The 15,103-nt window shown below is 45.7% G+C and carries 15 protein-coding genes; 7 read left to right on the forward strand and 8 right to left on the reverse strand.

Features of this window, described 5'->3' with window-relative positions; genetic code table 11:
• Positions 1-84 precede the first annotated feature (84 nt).
• Positions 85-969 (forward strand): LysR family transcriptional regulator, encoded by an 885-nt coding sequence (locus tag R7H07_RS12140; RefSeq protein WP_042521059.1) that lies wholly within the window; start codon positions 85-87, stop codon positions 967-969.
• A 59-nt stretch (positions 970-1,028) separates the two neighbouring features.
• On the opposite strand, the gene R7H07_RS12145 is transcribed toward R7H07_RS12140, so the two are convergent.
• Positions 1,029-2,690 (reverse strand): electron transfer flavoprotein-ubiquinone oxidoreductase, encoded by a 1,662-nt coding sequence (locus tag R7H07_RS12145; protein ID WP_017821213.1) that lies wholly within the window; start codon positions 2,688-2,690, stop codon positions 1,029-1,031.
• Between the two features lie 137 nt (positions 2,691-2,827).
• Here R7H07_RS12145 and R7H07_RS12150 point away from each other — a divergent pair, with 137 nt between their 5' ends.
• A complete protein-coding gene (locus R7H07_RS12150) occupies positions 2,828-3,793 on the forward strand; it encodes an electron transfer flavoprotein subunit alpha/FixB family protein (RefSeq protein WP_065275362.1) in 966 nt (321 codons plus the stop codon).
• 67 nt (positions 3,794-3,860) lie between these two features.
• On the opposite strand, the gene R7H07_RS12155 is transcribed toward R7H07_RS12150, so the two are convergent.
• Genes R7H07_RS12155 through pdhA form a run of 3 tightly spaced genes read right to left on the reverse strand, consistent with a single transcriptional unit; the run spans position 3,861 to position 7,076 of the window.
• Positions 3,861-5,009: a dihydrolipoamide acetyltransferase family protein gene (locus tag R7H07_RS12155; protein ID WP_005375831.1), complete on the reverse strand. Its 1,149-nt coding sequence runs from the start codon at positions 5,007-5,009 to the stop codon at positions 3,861-3,863.
• Positions 5,006-5,989 carry an alpha-ketoacid dehydrogenase subunit beta gene (locus R7H07_RS12160; protein ID WP_017634235.1) on the reverse strand — a complete coding sequence of 328 codons (984 nt, stop codon included), beginning with the start codon at positions 5,987-5,989 and terminating at the stop codon, positions 5,006-5,008. Before R7H07_RS12160 ends, R7H07_RS12155 begins: the two co-directional genes overlap by 4 nt.
• The gene (gene pdhA / locus R7H07_RS12165) at positions 5,982-7,076 is read right to left on the reverse strand and encodes a pyruvate dehydrogenase (acetyl-transferring) E1 component subunit alpha (RefSeq protein ID WP_206958913.1); all 1,095 of its coding nucleotides are present in this window, start codon (positions 7,074-7,076) and stop codon (positions 5,982-5,984) included. Before pdhA ends, R7H07_RS12160 begins: the two co-directional genes overlap by 8 nt.
• Before the next feature lie 65 nt (positions 7,077-7,141).
• Here pdhA and R7H07_RS12170 point away from each other — a divergent pair, with 65 nt between their 5' ends.
• The 4 genes from R7H07_RS12170 (at position 7,142) to yegD (ending at position 10,475) form a co-directional block, all read left to right on the forward strand.
• Positions 7,142-7,336 carry a hypothetical protein gene (locus R7H07_RS12170; RefSeq protein WP_206958912.1) on the forward strand — a complete coding sequence of 65 codons (195 nt, stop codon included), beginning with the start codon at positions 7,142-7,144 and terminating at the stop codon, positions 7,334-7,336.
• Positions 7,337-7,732: 396 nt separating this feature from the next.
• On the forward strand, positions 7,733-8,053 hold the full coding sequence (locus R7H07_RS12175; protein ID WP_005375836.1) for a DOPA 4,5-dioxygenase family protein: 321 nt from the start codon (positions 7,733-7,735) through the stop codon (positions 8,051-8,053).
• A 324-nt stretch (positions 8,054-8,377) separates the two neighbouring features.
• The gene (locus R7H07_RS12180) at positions 8,378-9,001 is read left to right on the forward strand and encodes a hypothetical protein (protein WP_005375837.1); all 624 of its coding nucleotides are present in this window, start codon (positions 8,378-8,380) and stop codon (positions 8,999-9,001) included.
• Positions 9,002-9,122: 121 nt separating this feature from the next.
• A complete protein-coding gene (gene yegD / locus R7H07_RS12185) occupies positions 9,123-10,475 on the forward strand; it encodes a molecular chaperone (RefSeq protein ID WP_206958911.1) in 1,353 nt (450 codons plus the stop codon).
• A 339-nt stretch (positions 10,476-10,814) separates the two neighbouring features.
• Here the strand turns inward: yegD and R7H07_RS12190 are convergent, their stop codons facing one another.
• The gene (locus tag R7H07_RS12190) at positions 10,815-11,288 is read right to left on the reverse strand and encodes a copper chaperone PCu(A)C (protein WP_042521048.1); all 474 of its coding nucleotides are present in this window, start codon (positions 11,286-11,288) and stop codon (positions 10,815-10,817) included.
• Positions 11,289-11,381: 93 nt separating this feature from the next.
• On the reverse strand, positions 11,382-11,843 hold the full coding sequence (locus tag R7H07_RS12195) for a hypothetical protein (RefSeq protein ID WP_005375842.1): 462 nt from the start codon (positions 11,841-11,843) through the stop codon (positions 11,382-11,384).
• 439 nt (positions 11,844-12,282) lie between these two features.
• On the opposite strand from R7H07_RS12195, the gene R7H07_RS12200 reads away from it, so the two are divergent.
• Entirely contained in the window at positions 12,283-13,332 is a 1,050-nt protein-coding gene (locus tag R7H07_RS12200) for a Preprotein translocase subunit SecY (protein WP_206958910.1), read from the forward strand.
• A gap of 96 nt (positions 13,333-13,428) precedes the next feature.
• Here the strand turns inward: R7H07_RS12200 and R7H07_RS12205 are convergent, their stop codons facing one another.
• Both R7H07_RS12205 and R7H07_RS12210 read right to left on the reverse strand, forming a co-directional pair.
• Entirely contained in the window at positions 13,429-13,725 is a 297-nt protein-coding gene (locus R7H07_RS12205) for a hypothetical protein (RefSeq protein WP_017634219.1), read from the reverse strand.
• A gap of 149 nt (positions 13,726-13,874) precedes the next feature.
• Positions 13,875-15,074 (reverse strand): DUF5666 domain-containing protein, encoded by a 1,200-nt coding sequence (locus tag R7H07_RS12210; RefSeq protein WP_047100950.1) that lies wholly within the window; start codon positions 15,072-15,074, stop codon positions 13,875-13,877.
• Positions 15,075-15,103 lie beyond the last annotated feature (29 nt).

The raw sequence follows: 15,103 nt of genomic DNA on the forward strand, positions 1-15,103 counted from the left end.
GAACACCTTCATACTAATTGCTAAATAAATAAGTGATAATACGATTAATTGGCAAAACATTATTGCTATATAGCAAAGGTAAGTATGGACAGTTTTGAAGGCATCAATGAGTTTGTTACGGTTGCTGAGAGCTTAGGGTTTTCTGCAGCGGCAAAACAGTTAGGTTGCAGTACCAGTCATGTCAGTCGCCAAGTCACAAGATTAGAAGAGCGATTAGGTGTCGCTTTGTTAGCCCGTTCGACAAGAATGGTGAGTCTAACGGAAGCGGGGCAAGCGTATTATCAGCAGTGTAAAGAATTGGTGATTGGGCTTCAGCAAGCCAATGAACAGCTCACCACGCAGCAAACTCAGTTGAGTGGTACGTTACGCGTGAGTGCCGCTGGTGCGTTTTCTGAGAACCATGTAGCGCCTGCCTTGATGGCGTTTGCCAAGCAACATCCTAATCTCACGGTTGAAATTAACTTCAACACCAGCATGGTCAACTTTATTGAAGATGGTTTCGATTTTGCCATTCGTTACGGCAGGTTGAGTGATTCAGGCTTGGTTGCGAGAAAGCTGGTGGATCGTCCCATGGCAGCGGCAGCCAGTCAGCGTTATCTCGATGAACATGGTTTACCAACGCACCCAGAGCAACTCAAGCGTCATAGCTGCATTATTGCCAATAAGGACGTTTGGTTGTTTGAAAAAGACGGCAAGCCTTTAGATGGCGTAAAAGTGCAGGGCAGATGGAAGAGCAATAACGCACACACGGTCTTGCAAGCCTGTGCAGAAGGATTAGGTGTGGCGTACTTACCGAAGAGTAGTTTCAACGATGCTATTTCGTCTGGTCGTTTGGTGCCAATACTAGAGCCGTATTGGGGAAGCGGCAACAGCAGCTGGATTGTTTATCAGAATCGTCACTTTCTACCACTACGAGCGCGATTGGCTATCGACTTCTTGCTTGATCATTTTGTCGATTGGCAGGAGTAATGAGGCTCTGCCAATCGGTTTGTTTATCCATTTGTTAGATCGTCAACATACTAACGTATCTACATGTTTTGATAGCTTGGTCCGCCGCCACCTTCTGGTGCTTTCCACGTGATGTTTTGCGAAGGATCTTTGATGTCACAGGTTTTGCAATGCACACAGTTGGCGGCATTTATCTGAAACTTCAACTTATTGTTCACTTCCACCACTTCGTAAACCCCAGCGGGGCAATAGCGCTGACTTGGTTCGTCATACATACCTAAATTCACATCAATTGGAATGTGAGGGTAAGTCAGAACCAGGTGACAAGGTTGATTCTCTTCGTGCTGTGTTCCCGACAAAAATACCGACGAAGGCTTATCAAAACTGATTTCACCATCTGGTTTTGGGTATGCAATTGGGTGGCACTCTTGTTTAGGCTTTAACTGCTCATGATCGTGCGAATAGTCCTTGATAGACCAAGGTAACGGCTTCTTAACCAGTGGTTGCCACAGGTTGTGTTCAAAAGTCGAAAGAGCACCGCCAAGTATGCTGCCAAACTTATGAATGTTCGCGCCAAAGTTACGCGTTTCGGCGAGTTCGTCATACAACCATGATGATTCAAACAACGACTGGTAGTCTGGCTCAGAAGCTCCAGTTTGTCGGGCCGTATGTACCGCTTCTGCTGCAATGATTCCGGACTTCATTGCTGTGTGGCTGCCTTTAATTTTTGCGACGTTCAAAGTCCCCGCATCACAACCAATCAATAAACCGCCAGGGAATTGCTGTCTCGGCAGAGAGGAAAGCCCACCTTTCGCAATGGCTCTTGCGCCGTAAGCGATGCGCTGAGCACCTTTCAAATGTGGTTCAATAGCAGGATGGTGCTTAAAGCGTTGAAATTCGTCAAACGGACTCAAGTAAGGATTGCTGTAATTCAAGTCGACAATAAGCCCGACGGCGATTTGGTTGTTCTCCATGTGATAGAGAAAACCGCCGCCTGTAGTATTTGTTTCACTCAAGGGCCAGCCAGCGGAGTGGATAACACTGCCAGATACATCCTTACTGTCAGTGGGTAACTCCCATATCTCTTTTAGGCCAAGCGCGTAGTGCTGTGGTTGCTTTCCTGCGTCTAGGTCGAACCTTTGAATAAGTTCTTTACCCAGATGTCCGCGACAACCTTCAGCAAAAAGGGTGTATTTTGCCCTTAGCTCGATACCTGGTTCAAAGTTAGGTTTGGCCTGGCCGTTCTTATCTAGTCCCATATCGCTCGTGTTAATGCCTGTCACGGCGCCAGTCTGATCATAATTGATGCTTGCAGCGGCAAAGCCCGGAAAAACTTCCACCCCAAGATTTTCTGCTTGGTTAGCGAGCCAACGGCAAAGGTTGGCAAGGCTAATTACGTAATTATTCTCGCCATTTATCATTGGACGCGGTGTAAGGAAGTGGGGAACGCGAATATGGTTTTGTTCAGTAGTAAGATAAAGGAAATTATCTCGTTGAACCGAGGCTGCTAGCGGGGCCTCCATTTCTTTCCAATTGGGGAAAAGCTCATCTAAGGCACTAGTTTCAAAAACAGCGCCAGATAAAATATGTGCGCCCACTTCTGAGCCTTTTTCTACAACGCAAATTGAAAGTGCGTCACCTTCACTGTCTTGGCTGAGTTGAGCTAGCCGACAAGCGGCGCTTAAGCCTGCAGGTCCGGCCCCCACGATCACGACATCAAACTCCATGCATTCTCGTTCCATCTTTATGCTTCCTTTCTATTATCGTCATCTGCGTGACAGGTTTTGGTTTCTATACAGAAAACTATAGCTCAGTTGACGTTAACGTGAAGTGGACTAAGCTCAAGTAATGGATCTGACGTGTTATATGAGGCATGACCATGGAAGACCGACCATTAGCAACACTTGTGCTCGCAGAGCATGACAACCAATCGTTGGCTGTAGGGACGCTGTGTGCAATTAAAGCGGCATTTGAGATTAAGGATGATGATAAATCTCTTCCTGTTTCTGTGTTGCTTATTGGTTATCAGTGCCAATCAGTTTTGGATGAGTTGAATTGCGTTCAGGGTGTTGCAGAAATTATCTGGGTTGATGCGAAGGGATATGAACATGGATTAGCGGAAAATATCGCACCTTTGATCTCACAAGTAGCCAAAAACTACTCACACATTCTTTCTCCTGCCAGTACATTTGGTAAGAATGTGATGCCTCGTGTGGCGGCGTTGCTTAATGTTGGTCAACTTTCTGACGTGATGACAATCGAGTCTATCAATACGGTGATTCGTCCAATTTATGCTGGAAATGCATTGGCGAGAGTCACGTCGAATGATCTCTATAAAGTGATGACCATAAGAAGTACGGCTTTTGATGCCGCAGAGCTATCTGACACGCCAGTTGTCCCTAAGCTTACTCAAGTCGACACGGTGATTATCAATAAACTTAGTGAGTTTGTTTCGCAACAAACGCCAGAAAGTGAGCGACCAGAATTGCCAGCGGCTAGAGTAGTAGTGTCGGGTGGTCGTGCATTCGGGAGTAAAGAGAAGTTTGTTTTAGTAGAACAATTGGCTGACAAGCTAGGTGGAGCGGTAGGGGCGTCACGAGCGGCGGTCGATGCGGGCTATGTGTCTAATGACCATCAAGTTGGGCAAACCGGCAAAATTGTTGCACCGGAGTTATACATTGCCGTCGGAATTTCTGGCGCGATCCAGCATTTGGCGGGAATGAAAGATTCCAAGGTGATTGTTGCAATTAATAGCGACCCTGATGCGCCTATTTTTGACATTGCAGATTATGGATTGGTCGACGATTTGTTTGTGGTAATGCCTGAGCTGTTAGAGAAGCTGTAGATATAGTCTTGCTTCCTAAAACAAAAGGCTTCCGGACTGGAAGCCTTTATCATTTGATTTTTATAAGTTACTTTTCGCTCGGACGTTGCAGGTGCTCTGCAAGTACTTTCGTAAACCTTGCAGCTTCACCACCAGTACAAGCGCGATGATCAAACGTTACGGATAGCGGCATTGCTTTCACCGAAATTGCCTGACCATTTCTTATCACAACTCGGTCGAGTATTCGGCCCGCGCCTACAATAGCGACTTGTGGCGGTGTGACGACAGGTGTTGCGTAAATACCGGCAATCGCGCCGAAGTTGGAAAGCGTAATCGTCGCGTGCTGCAATTGCTCACGACCGATTTTTCTCTCTCTGATCCCTTCAACGGTTTGATCGAGCCAACGACGAACATCTTGTGGCTCGTATTCATCTGCGTGGCGCAAGACTGGCACGTACAATCCATGACGGCTATCTACTGCAATTCCTACATTGACCGTTGTGTGTACACAGCGTGTCATGGTTTCGGCATCAAACCAAGCGTTTAAAGCGGGCTCTTCTTGACACGCATGAACAATCGCTTGAACAAGGCGGATACTGATATCTTCGTTTGGCAGCCAATCTTCCAACAACGCTTCTTCCGTAATGGTTACGGCTGCAACATGTTCGTGCGATTCGGTCATAGACGACACCATGGTACGTCGAGCGCCTTTCAAAACTTCGGTGCCTGGACGCTGTTTTCCGGCTTCGTCGTAAATATCGGCATCTACGATAAGTCCGTTCGGGCCACTACCTGACACGAGGTTAAGATCCACCCCAAGTTTTTGTGCCAACAAGCGAGCCGAAGGCAGGGCGGTAACGAGGTTACTTTCTGTCGTGTTGTGGTTGCCACCAATCCAGAAATCATCAACGTTAACATGATGCGCTTGGTGAGAAACGCTACCGACGACGGTTGCGGCGTCAGCAGTGGCTTTTTTCTCTGCCGTTACTTCTCTCCCGGCACCTGTTTCATCAATCTCTAGCAGTAATGCACCAATATTGACGATTTCACCTTCCTCACCATGACGGCTGACCACACGGCCCGAATAGGGGGCAGGGACGTCTACCGTCGCTTTTGCTGTCTCTACGGTTAAGATCACTTGATCTAATTTAACCATGTCTCCGACATTAACGTGCCATTTGACAATTTCTGACTCAGCGAGACCTTCACCGAGATCGGGTAAATTAAACGTCTTCATTTCCAATCCTCCACGAGTTCGCGCGCCGCGGTCACAATGTCTTCTTCCTGAACCATGAAATAATCTTCGTTACGGTAATAAGGCATAATGGTGTCCATTCCAGTTACTCGTTTAGGTGGGGCTTTAAGTAAGCACATGGCGTGTTCAGCTGTTCGAGCTAATAGCTCAGATCCCACACCACAAGTTTTACTCGCTTCATGAACAACGAGTAAACGTCCAGTTTTTTCTAGTGAGCTGAAAATCGTCGCGGTATCAATTGGCTTAATACTCGCCAAATCAATCACCTCGACTTCAATTCCCTGACTAGACAAGGTTTGTGCGGCCTGAAGTGACTCTACGACGCATGCGCCCCAAGTAACGAGCGTGATATCTCGCCCCTTACGCAAGGTGAAGCAGGTATCGAGTGGGAGTGCTTCGCCGTTATCAACGACTTCAGATTTAACGGTGCGATATATGCGCTTCGGTTCGAAGAACATGACGGGATCATTGCTTCTAATTGCAGCGAGAAGTAAGCCGTATGCGCGTTGTGGAGAAGAAGGAATCACCACTTTAAATCCAGCAGTGTGAGCAAATAGCGCTTCCACGCTTTCTGAGTGGTGTTCCGGAGCGTGGATACCGCCGCCAAATGGCGCACGAAAAACCGCGGGACAAGTGAGCCGACCGCGAGTTCTGTTACGCATTCGAGCCGCGTGGCACATTAAGTGCTCCATCGCAGGAAAAACGAAACCTTGAAACTGAAATTCGGCGACAGGTCGTAATCCTTGCGTTGCCATACCGACCGCAACCCCGCCGATTAAGGCTTCAGCGAGTGGCGTATCGATGACTCGTTTAAGACCAAACTCTTGCTTGAGTCCAACAGTGGCACGAAATACACCACCATTATCGCCCACGTCTTCACCTAGTACGACAACATTGGGGTCTTGTTGCATTTCGTGGTGCAGGGCAAGGTTTACTGCTTCAACCAACGTTAGCTCAGCCATGTCTGCCTCCCTGCATTCTCATTGCCTTGTTGATGAGTTCATCTCTTTGTGCATGAAGCTCTTGAGGTAGCGATTCATACAAATAATCGAAACCGGTTTCTGGTGCTTGTGGCGGTAAGCTCAGATAGCGTTCAACAGCTAACTCTACTTGCTCTTTACAGTAATCTAGCCATTGCCGTTCTTGTTCGTCGCTCCAAGCGTCTTGATTAAGGAGGTACGTTTTAAGACGTGCGATAGGTTCGTATTGCCATGCAGTTTGAACATCATCTTCTTTACGATAACGAGTCGCATCATCGGCCGTAGTGTGGTCACTCAGTCGGTAACTCACCGCTTCGATGAGTGTTGCACCTTTCCCTTTTCTTGCTCTCTCAAGGGCGGTTTTAGTTGCATCATAAACGGCGACGACATCGTTACCATCGACAGTAATACCCGGTATACCTGCACCTTGCGCTTTTTCTGATAAGAAATCGGCGGCACATTGGAGACTACGCGGCACTGAAATTGCCCACTGGTTATTGTTTACGACGAAAACAAGTGGAATATTCCAAGTACCTGCGCAGTTTATTGACTCAAGAAAGTCCCCTTTGGATGTACCACCATCGCCGCACATGACTAGCGCAGCTTCATGGTTACCTTGAATTTTTAGCGCGGAAGCCACCCCGACAGCATGCGTACATTGCGTCGCTATGGGTACACAGTAGGGAAGGTCTCGGCTAGGAACCGGACTGCCCTCAGGAGCAAAATCACTCCCGCGCTCATCGCCCCCCCAGTATTGAAGGTTCTTTTCCATGCCAATGCCACGACACCACATCGCAGGCATATCGCGGTAGTAAGGGACAAAAACATCATCGGCTTTAAGTGCTCTGCCTACCGCAATGCCTATGGCTTCCGCGCCTAAGTGTGAGGGATAGGTCCCTAGCTTACCGGTGCGTTGCAAGGCAACTGCTTTGTTGTCGTAAGTGCGAGTTAATACCATATCTCGGTAAAACCCGACCAATGTTTCAGTGTCAGCCCAGTTGGGTAGTTGGCCGACTAGGTCCCCACGATGGTCGATAAACCGATGCATGGGTAATGCCTGAACGTTCATCTCAAGCTCCTTTTGACGCTGCGGGTCTTTTGGACTGCAGCTGTTCATACAAAACCAGAGTTTGTATGGGTACTCAAACTCTGATATCAGCGCAAAGGCCATACCTAAGGTTGCGTGTGCTTTCGATAGCGGTAGGCATCTGTTCGTCCCTTAAACTATTTGTCGATAACATCGCTGCGACTATTTCACCGCAAGATACAGAGAAAGGCTTTTCTGTATCTAACCCTCTAACTAAATCGTGGTATAGCCAGACACAATAAGTGTAAACAAATTGTTAAATTATGCTTCATTTTGACTTTCGCTCAGTAGTAAAGTTTTGCTTACACCCTGATTTTGCAGAGTAATATGCTGCCATTTTGTTGGTGGTATTTTTAAACTCGAATTTAATTACTGGTTAATGAAACATATTTGCAACAAAATTTGGCTGTAAAATTTGACAAAGTGAGTCATTATTAATGAATCAACTCAAACAGTTGCTATATGATGAATTGCAAATTTTTGTTGTGCTCGAAGCCTCGACCTTATGAGAATGCATAACTTCTTCCCAACTGAGTGGAATCAAGGTAGGGTGACGGCATTACAAATGTATACCCTCGGCAGTCCTTGAGCTTATCCAAAGTAGGTGGTGCTCAAGTGGAAGTGATTATGGAGAAGTTATGTACCACGCTCATGTTTATTTTCCCCTAAGAGAACAAGATAAAGCGCAAGCCTTGAACGAGATCATCCGTCAAGAGCGTCAAGATGTGCTGCGTGTGTTTCCATTAGTTGGAAGGTTAGTTGGCCCACACAAGATGCCGATGTTTGAAATTCACCTAGAATCATTGAGTGAAGAGTTCTTGGCGTGGCTTGATACGATTCGAGGCGATTTTTCTGTGCTTATTCACCCAGTAAGCGAAGAAGAGTTGCTCGATCACACAGAACGCGCGATTTGGTTGGGCAGAGAGATTGGTGTATTTGAAGAAAAGTTAGAGAAATAGTTGCTCCTCTTGCCCATGCATGGCCGCTTTGAATCCTTCTCTTCTCATTGCGGTCACAGCTTCTGCTTAACGCCTCATCTTCATTGATGGGTGCGGAATCCCTCTCTTACGCTTTGCTGTAGCTATTTTTGTGCTAAACCTAAAAGTAGGCTTTCGAACTTCACACAAAGCGTGAAAATGTCGCTGTTTAGTATGCCGTTGAATGAATTTTGGTGGTAATAAAATAATAAGTCTTTGATAAATCAAATAGGTATAGCAGGGAAGTGCAGTTTACGACCCCAACGCCATTGGCAGTGGCGCCGATAATTTCTGAGGGGGAAGGGTATGTTTTCAATACTCTTGGTTATACTTGCACTCTATATATTTTGGCTGTTGTTTCGCAACGGGCCTGAGTTTGCCGGGCGTACCGCCCAAAAAAAACGTGACTGGGTTGGGCCTACCGCCAACAAAGAAGAGTGGCGAGGATTTTGTACGGATGTATTTCAGCCGTTCAGTTCTCAAACGACTTTCTACGCCATTGCTTATTTTGCCAATTACGTAGCAGCAGCGAACGCAATATCTTGGTCAACGATATACGAAGGCGATTATCCGGTCATCATAAGCCGATTTGGTAGCTACTTCATTTTAAGCACGCATGATGCACTGGTCGTAGCTGGGTTTATTGCGCTTGCTTTCTTTATCATTAATTGGCAACTTGCCATGCGCTGCTCTGGTATTCTTAGCCAGTATCTAGTGCGGATTCTTATTATTAATCAAAAGCGCTTTGTCGCGATTAGCTTGGTGTTTTGCAGCTACTTTTCGTACCTACTGACGCTTGGTATATTCTGGTTGTTCCATGATGGGTATTCAATCTGGCATGGATTAATGCTTAGCCCCGTGTTCCTGTTGTTAGCTTTACTGGTAGCGGTTGTTGTGCCATCTGCAAAAAGAGAAAGTAGTGTACCTTAGATAGGTTTTCCACGTTAAATTACACTTGATTTTGGGATAGTAATTCTTATGCCATTAAGTTAGCATTGCCAGCTTTTTAACGGTCAAAAGGCCACTAATCAGTGGGACAGTGGGAGAAACAATGTTTATCGGCTTTGACTATGGTACTGCAAACTGTTCAGTGGCTAAAATGGAATCGGGTGATCCAGTACTGCTTAATCTAGAAGGAAACAGCCCTTTTATTCCTTCCACCCTTGCTGCACCGACTCGTGAATCGGTATCCGAGCATTTATTTCGCCATCGAGATATTAAACCATTAGATCAAGTTGGTGAGCAGGTTTTACGCCGGGCAATCAATTTAAACCGAGAAGAAAGTATTGACTTAGAATCCGACGACATCGCGTTTGGTCAGGCTGCACTTAATCTCTATTTGGAAGATCCTCGCGATATCTATTATGTGAAATCGCCGAAGTCTTTTCTTGGTGCATCTGGCTTGCGTGATGTGCAATTGGCTTTCTTCGAAGACCTTGTCTGCGCGATGATGGACAATATTAAGTCTCAAGCCGAAAACGATGCGCAGCAAAGTATTACCGATGCTGTGATCGGCAGACCAATTAACTTTCATGGGCGTGGCGGTGAAACGGCTAACATTCAGGCTGAACGCATTTTGTTGCGGGCAGCGAAACGTGCGGGCTTCCAAAATGTGGAGTTTCAGTTTGAGCCTGTCGCGGCGGGCCTAGAGTATGAAGCGACACTCAGCGAAGATAAAATCATTCTAGTAGTCGATATTGGCGGTGGTACAACGGACTGTTCGTTGATCCAAATGGGACCGTCTTGGCGCGGCAAAGCAGATAGGACCGCAAGCTTGTTAGCTCACAGTGGCCAGCGTGTCGGCGGGAATGATCTTGATATCGCGCTAGCATTTAAGCAGCTCATGTTCCCTTTTGGCATGGGAAGTAAAATGGAGTCAGGCATTGTGATGCCGACTACCCAATTCTGGAACCCGATAGCAATCAATAATGTAGAAGCGCAGAGTGACTTCTATTCGCGAGAGAACCTATCAGCGTTAAAGTTGCTTCAAAAGCAGGCTCAAGAGCCAGAAAAACTTGCTCGTTTGCTAGAGGGGTATCATGAGTCTTTAGGCTACAACATTGTTCGCCGTGCCGAAGAGGCAAAAGTGGCACTTTCAGAACAAGCTTCTTACCGAACTGGCATCAACTTACTATCAGAAACGATTGAAGTTGATGTACAACGTGACGAAATGATCGAAGCGATCCAGTCGCCAAAGAATAAAATGACGGCGTTGGTGACAGAAGCGGTAGAGCAAGCTGGAGTTAAACCCGATGCTATCTTTATGACTGGAGGTTCGGCACGCTCGCCAATCTTGCGCGATGCGGTGCAAACCGTACTGCCAAGTATTCCGGTTGTCAGTGGAAACTATTTTGGCTCAGTAACTGCCGGCTTAGCTCGTTGGGCTGAGGTTTGTTTCAAGTAGAAAGAAAGCCGATTAACCGTGGGTCTTTGTTGCCAAACTTATGATTTCATTTAGGCTTGCCAAGTGATGGTTGGATAACTTTGTCGAGAGGTTGAGTTTTAAGCGGGTAGGGAACCTTTTTAGGATCTTAAGTCTTTCAAGGTCATTCTGAATAGCGAGGAACGAGCGTGATTTAGAATCTCTTGCCCGAGCACGCTGTTATGATATATGACGCCGTTTCGCCAAGCGTTATTTATCACCATTGTTCTGAAGAGTCGAGTTAGGACCTGTTGGATAATGATTTTGACTAAGCTGAGATAAAAATGCCCGCTAAATCAGCGGGCACTTTTGTTTGCGTCATTAATGATGCATGTGTTTTTCCATGTGGCCTTGTTTCTCAACCGCCATTTCCACTTCAACCTTACCTGCGTTTTTAAAGGTTAATGTCATAGGGAAGCGGTCACCCTCTTTAAGAGTTTGTGTTGGATTGAAAATCATTAAATGGAAGCTGCCTGGCTTAAACAACACTGAGTCATTGGCTGGAACGCGCACTTCGTCAATCTTAATCATTTTCATCACACCATCTTCTTTCTTATGCGTGTGAATTTCGACATGCCCTGCGATTGGGCTTTCTGCTGCGATCAATGCATCTTCACTGTCACCGTGGTTGGTTAATTGAAAAAAACCACCGATAACAGGTGCGTTTGGTGGCGCTTCGCGGCTCCATGGATGGTCGATATGAATTTTTCCTGCTTCATAATCGTGCGCTAAACTCAGTGGGCTAGCGATGACAGCAATAAGCGCGATAGCGGCGGTTTTAAATGATTTAAGCATGTGTTTTTCCTTTTGAATGAATAGCTTCTCTGAATGGACAACAAACAGAGTCATCGTTATTTTTGAATAAAGTTGTCAATGATTAGATGCCTGTTAGGCAGGAAAAACACTCGGCGGAGAGTGCTTAGGCGCGATGTGTTTGTAAACGAACTTATCGCATTTTGAAAAATGATAAGTCGTCAGTGCATACTTTACTCGGCGCAGCCAATGGATGGTTGTCAGGTAAAGCCCAATCGCAACCAGAAGAAAGAATTGAACAGCTTGAAGAAGCGGACATTCAAACTGAAAGCCGTCGTGTAAGTTAAGATCTTGGATGAGCTTAGAAGAAGATTGAGCGTTAGCCTCAATCAACGTATTGATATCCACCCATTTGAAACCATCTGCGGTACACAGTAAAACCTTTTCACTTTGGACTTTGTTGAGCCAAGTTGTGCTGTGAACTTGTGTAGGATTAAGAGCGGCTGTGGACGCTAAATACAACTGAAACAACACCGCGATAATAACCGCAATAGCGTGCAAGCGATGGTGTTTGTGCTGTATTAGAGTGTTTTCCATACAATTAAGTGCTTATCTTCTTCGGCGCGGGATACTAACAAATTAACCAAACAATGTAATTATCAGTTTACTAAAAGGTGATGCAAGTGTGCATTATTTGTTTTATTGCCTATTTTTAACGCTTTAATGTTTTGATTCGGCAGACATTCACAACCTCCAATTCAACTTGTCAGTCTTGCCTAGTCGCTTTTGAAGATACCGAATTAATCTCTCTTATATGCCACTGAAGCTTCGGTTAGTGGGTGTCGTGGTGGTGTTTTTACGTGCTAGATTTGGCTGATATCGATTCAAAATGCCCACCGAATCTTCACTTGTTTTCCATTAACGGAATTATGACAGTAATTTAATAAAGGATACGGTATTCTGCGCTCCTTTGTACATGCCAGAAACGTCCGTCCTACTTAGTAGGAGGGGCGATTAATCTTAAGAAATTTCTCAAATGAAATACGAACAACAGATTGGATATCGATACCCTAAAGGTCGATTTGCCATGGTGAGTGTATACGCATTCACTGGTGCTGCGATTTTAGCATCGACTGTTTTTTCTCTATTGCTATTTTTGTCTATCGACGAAAATCCGATGATGCAAACCTTATTTGGTGGTTTAGCGATCATTTTTGAAGCGGGTAAATTTTACGCTTGGTATGAATACGGTGAGCGCCGAGCCCATCGCAACTACACAGGAGCAGCAACCGCTCTCGTGTTTTATTTAGTCTTAGCTGCGATTTCCATTGGCGGTAGTATTGGTGGCATTAATAGTGCAACCAATAGTGCACAAAGTCATATTTCGGTAGAGCAGGCGAAAGTGGAAGCGTTTAATCGTCAGATTGCGGCAATCGATAAGCAGATTGAGCTCAACAATATGGCAGCGCAGAAATACATCGAGATGGAGCGTATCGCGACTGGTGTAACTCGCATTCAGGATCAAAACAAAACCTTACGTGAAGAGCAGCAACGCTTGGCTATGGAGCGTGATAGTTTACCGCCGGTGACGCAAGGCTCAGTGATTGGTTTGATTGATAGCCTAGCCAACGCATTTGGTACCACCTCTCAACAAGCTCAGCTTGGCTTGGTTGTATTTCTTTCGATTCTTTTGGACTTCTTTGCTGCATTTTTTGTTGGCTTGATTGGTGAAGAGCAACGGTTCCGATATTTCTATCGCAGAAATGAGGGCATGATATTGAAAACAGTTCGCGATATAGACCCAGCGCCTGCAGGTTATCTTCCTCATATAAAAGAGGAAGAAGAGCAAGAAATACCAGCTGCGCCGGAGCCAGAAGAACCAAAGGAACCGAAAACCTTGTTAGAGCAAGTTAGCGATGCACTTAAAACGCATCAAATTACGTGCACCAAAAAAGCCGTTGCTAAACAGTTTAGGCTGTCTGCGGAAGAGGTAGACAAGGTATTTGAAGAATTGGCAGAGCTCGGTTTAGTGGGGAAAAAAGCCAACCACCATTATCATTGGATAGGTGAAGCAGAAACCGCATAATTGGTTATCTATTAGAGTTCGGAAAGAGCGTCAATCGGCGCTCTTTTTTTTGGGAGGGGGGAGTTTCGCTATTAAAGTTAACTACAAGAAAGCGTATCAATCTTTATTGAGCTTTTTGGTTACGTCTTTCACCGTTTTCTTCTCTTTTTCCGGTGTCATTGCATCAACAGCTTTACCCGCCATCCCTTCATCTGGCAATTTGTCTTTTCCTGCATCAACTGCGGTATCTTTCAGTGCCTCTTTAGGCGTACAGCGACCCCCAACACCAACCACGGCTTTTGTCGCAGCGGCTTTAGCTGCCTTTTCTGCATCGCAGTCAGGATCCATCACGCTAGCTAAGCTCGTGGCTGAACCAAAAAACAAGATTAACAAAATGAGGTTGCGTTTTTTCATAGTTGTCACCAATGTTGTGAAACATAGGTAAAGTGTAACGGAGAGAAAAGGCTTTGGCTGAGAATTTGTTGGTTTGAGCTTGGGAAGCAAAGTAAGGTAAAAAGAAAAAGTGCCATCGAAGTGACACTTTTTCTTAAGCGTAGAAGGGATTAGTTGTCGTAAACGTCTAACTCCACTTCACGGGCAATATTTTGGTCGTTAATGATCACACCTTCGACTTCGACACGAGCACCATTTAGGTTAAGTTCTTCAATGCCTTGGAAGCGTGTTTGTGCATCAATCACAACGGTGGTGTTACTTAGTACTTGATCAGCATCATTCTCACAATGCTCAATTTCAAACACTCTTGAATCAGCATCGTAGTTTGATACATAGCCTTCACATTCAAACTCTTTACCCCGCCATTGGTTGTCATTGTCAAACTCCGACCGCTCAAATTCGATGACGGTAGCTGTGCGTTTGCCATTTTTCATCACAGAGGTCACTTCTACTTCTTGACCTTGTTCTAGATTAGCTTTGCTACCATCCTCAAAGCGTGTTGCGTTATCAATGAAGAAGGCTCCTCGGTAGTTTAGAGAGAACTCACTATAATCCTTGGCAACCCAAGTCACGATACCTTCCACATCGCTGTCATTTTTTAGATCGTCGTAGTCTTCAACTTCTACCTCATTTGCCATGAAGATGCCGTTTTGCATTTCACCTTCTACTTCTACCCATTGGCCGATGCTAAGTTGGCTAATGTTGTCGTAAGATACGGTTATATTTGTACCAAGCTCAAACGTGCCAGCATTTTCATCGGTACTAGTAATGTGACCTTCCAGTTCGTAGTAGCTTCCAAGGGCTGGGTAATCGTTATCTACGTCGATTTCGACCACAGACAACACTCGATAGCCCGCATCCGCAGTCGGTAAGGATGACACCATCACCCAGTCGTTGATCTCTATATCATCACTTAAACCGTCAAACTGCAGCTCTATGCCGTTTACCGTGAATTTTTTCTTCACATGATCAATCGCTGTCACACGTCCAGTAATGGTTGGTTCAAGTGTGACTCGGACGCCATTGCCCGAAGCTTGCCGAATATCTGAACCCACGCGAACCACCATTTTGGGTTTTACATCGGCCAATTGCACTTGTGTGTCGTCATAAACCACCTCAGACACACGATACGTATGTCCATTGACGGTTAACGTGCTTTCTTCAGCGTTGACCGCTTCAACAGAGCCAATCGCTACACTTGGTTTCACTGCTGGTTGAGTTGGTGTGCTATCGCTATTGGTGCCACCACCTGAACCACCACAACCAGACAATGCCAAACCTACTACAGAAATAAGAGCGAGTTTTTTCATTGTATTAGCCTCAATTTACGAGCGAGTTT

The sequence above is a fragment of the Vibrio sp. Vb1127 genome (assembly GCF_033338735.1).
Classification (GTDB): Bacteria; Pseudomonadota; Gammaproteobacteria; order Enterobacterales; family Vibrionaceae; genus Vibrio; species Vibrio alginolyticus.

What these genes read in the sequence shown, in the direction of transcription:
- R7H07_RS12145 (WP_017821213.1), bottom strand. Translation starts at nt 2,690, where the DNA reads ATGGAACGAGAATGCATGGAGTTTGATGTCGTGATCGTGGGGGCCGGA.
- yegD (WP_206958911.1), top strand. Translation starts at nt 9,123, where the DNA reads ATGTTTATCGGCTTTGACTATGGTACTGCAAACTGTTCAGTGGCTAAA.
- R7H07_RS12160 (WP_017634235.1), bottom strand. Translation starts at nt 5,989, where the DNA reads ATGGCTGAGCTAACGTTGGTTGAAGCAGTAAACCTTGCCCTGCACCAC.
- R7H07_RS12190 (WP_042521048.1), bottom strand. Translation starts at nt 11,288, where the DNA reads ATGCTTAAATCATTTAAAACCGCCGCTATCGCGCTTATTGCTGTCATC.
- R7H07_RS12155 (WP_005375831.1), bottom strand. Translation starts at nt 5,009, where the DNA reads ATGAAGACGTTTAATTTACCCGATCTCGGTGAAGGTCTCGCTGAGTCA.
- R7H07_RS12140 (WP_042521059.1), top strand. Translation starts at nt 85, where the DNA reads ATGGACAGTTTTGAAGGCATCAATGAGTTTGTTACGGTTGCTGAGAGC.
- R7H07_RS12150 (WP_065275362.1), top strand. Translation starts at nt 2,828, where the DNA reads ATGGAAGACCGACCATTAGCAACACTTGTGCTCGCAGAGCATGACAAC.
- R7H07_RS12210 (WP_047100950.1), bottom strand. Translation starts at nt 15,074, where the DNA reads ATGAAAAAACTCGCTCTTATTTCTGTAGTAGGTTTGGCATTGTCTGGT.
- R7H07_RS12175 (WP_005375836.1), top strand. Translation starts at nt 7,733, where the DNA reads ATGTACCACGCTCATGTTTATTTTCCCCTAAGAGAACAAGATAAAGCG.
- R7H07_RS12200 (WP_206958910.1), top strand. Translation starts at nt 12,283, where the DNA reads ATGAAATACGAACAACAGATTGGATATCGATACCCTAAAGGTCGATTT.
- pdhA (WP_206958913.1), bottom strand. Translation starts at nt 7,076, where the DNA reads ATGAACGTTCAGGCATTACCCATGCATCGGTTTATCGACCATCGTGGG.
- R7H07_RS12180 (WP_005375837.1), top strand. Translation starts at nt 8,378, where the DNA reads ATGTTTTCAATACTCTTGGTTATACTTGCACTCTATATATTTTGGCTG.
- R7H07_RS12195 (WP_005375842.1), bottom strand. Translation starts at nt 11,843, where the DNA reads ATGGAAAACACTCTAATACAGCACAAACACCATCGCTTGCACGCTATT.
- R7H07_RS12205 (WP_017634219.1), bottom strand. Translation starts at nt 13,725, where the DNA reads ATGAAAAAACGCAACCTCATTTTGTTAATCTTGTTTTTTGGTTCAGCC.
- R7H07_RS12170 (WP_206958912.1), top strand. Translation starts at nt 7,142, where the DNA reads ATGGGTACTCAAACTCTGATATCAGCGCAAAGGCCATACCTAAGGTTG.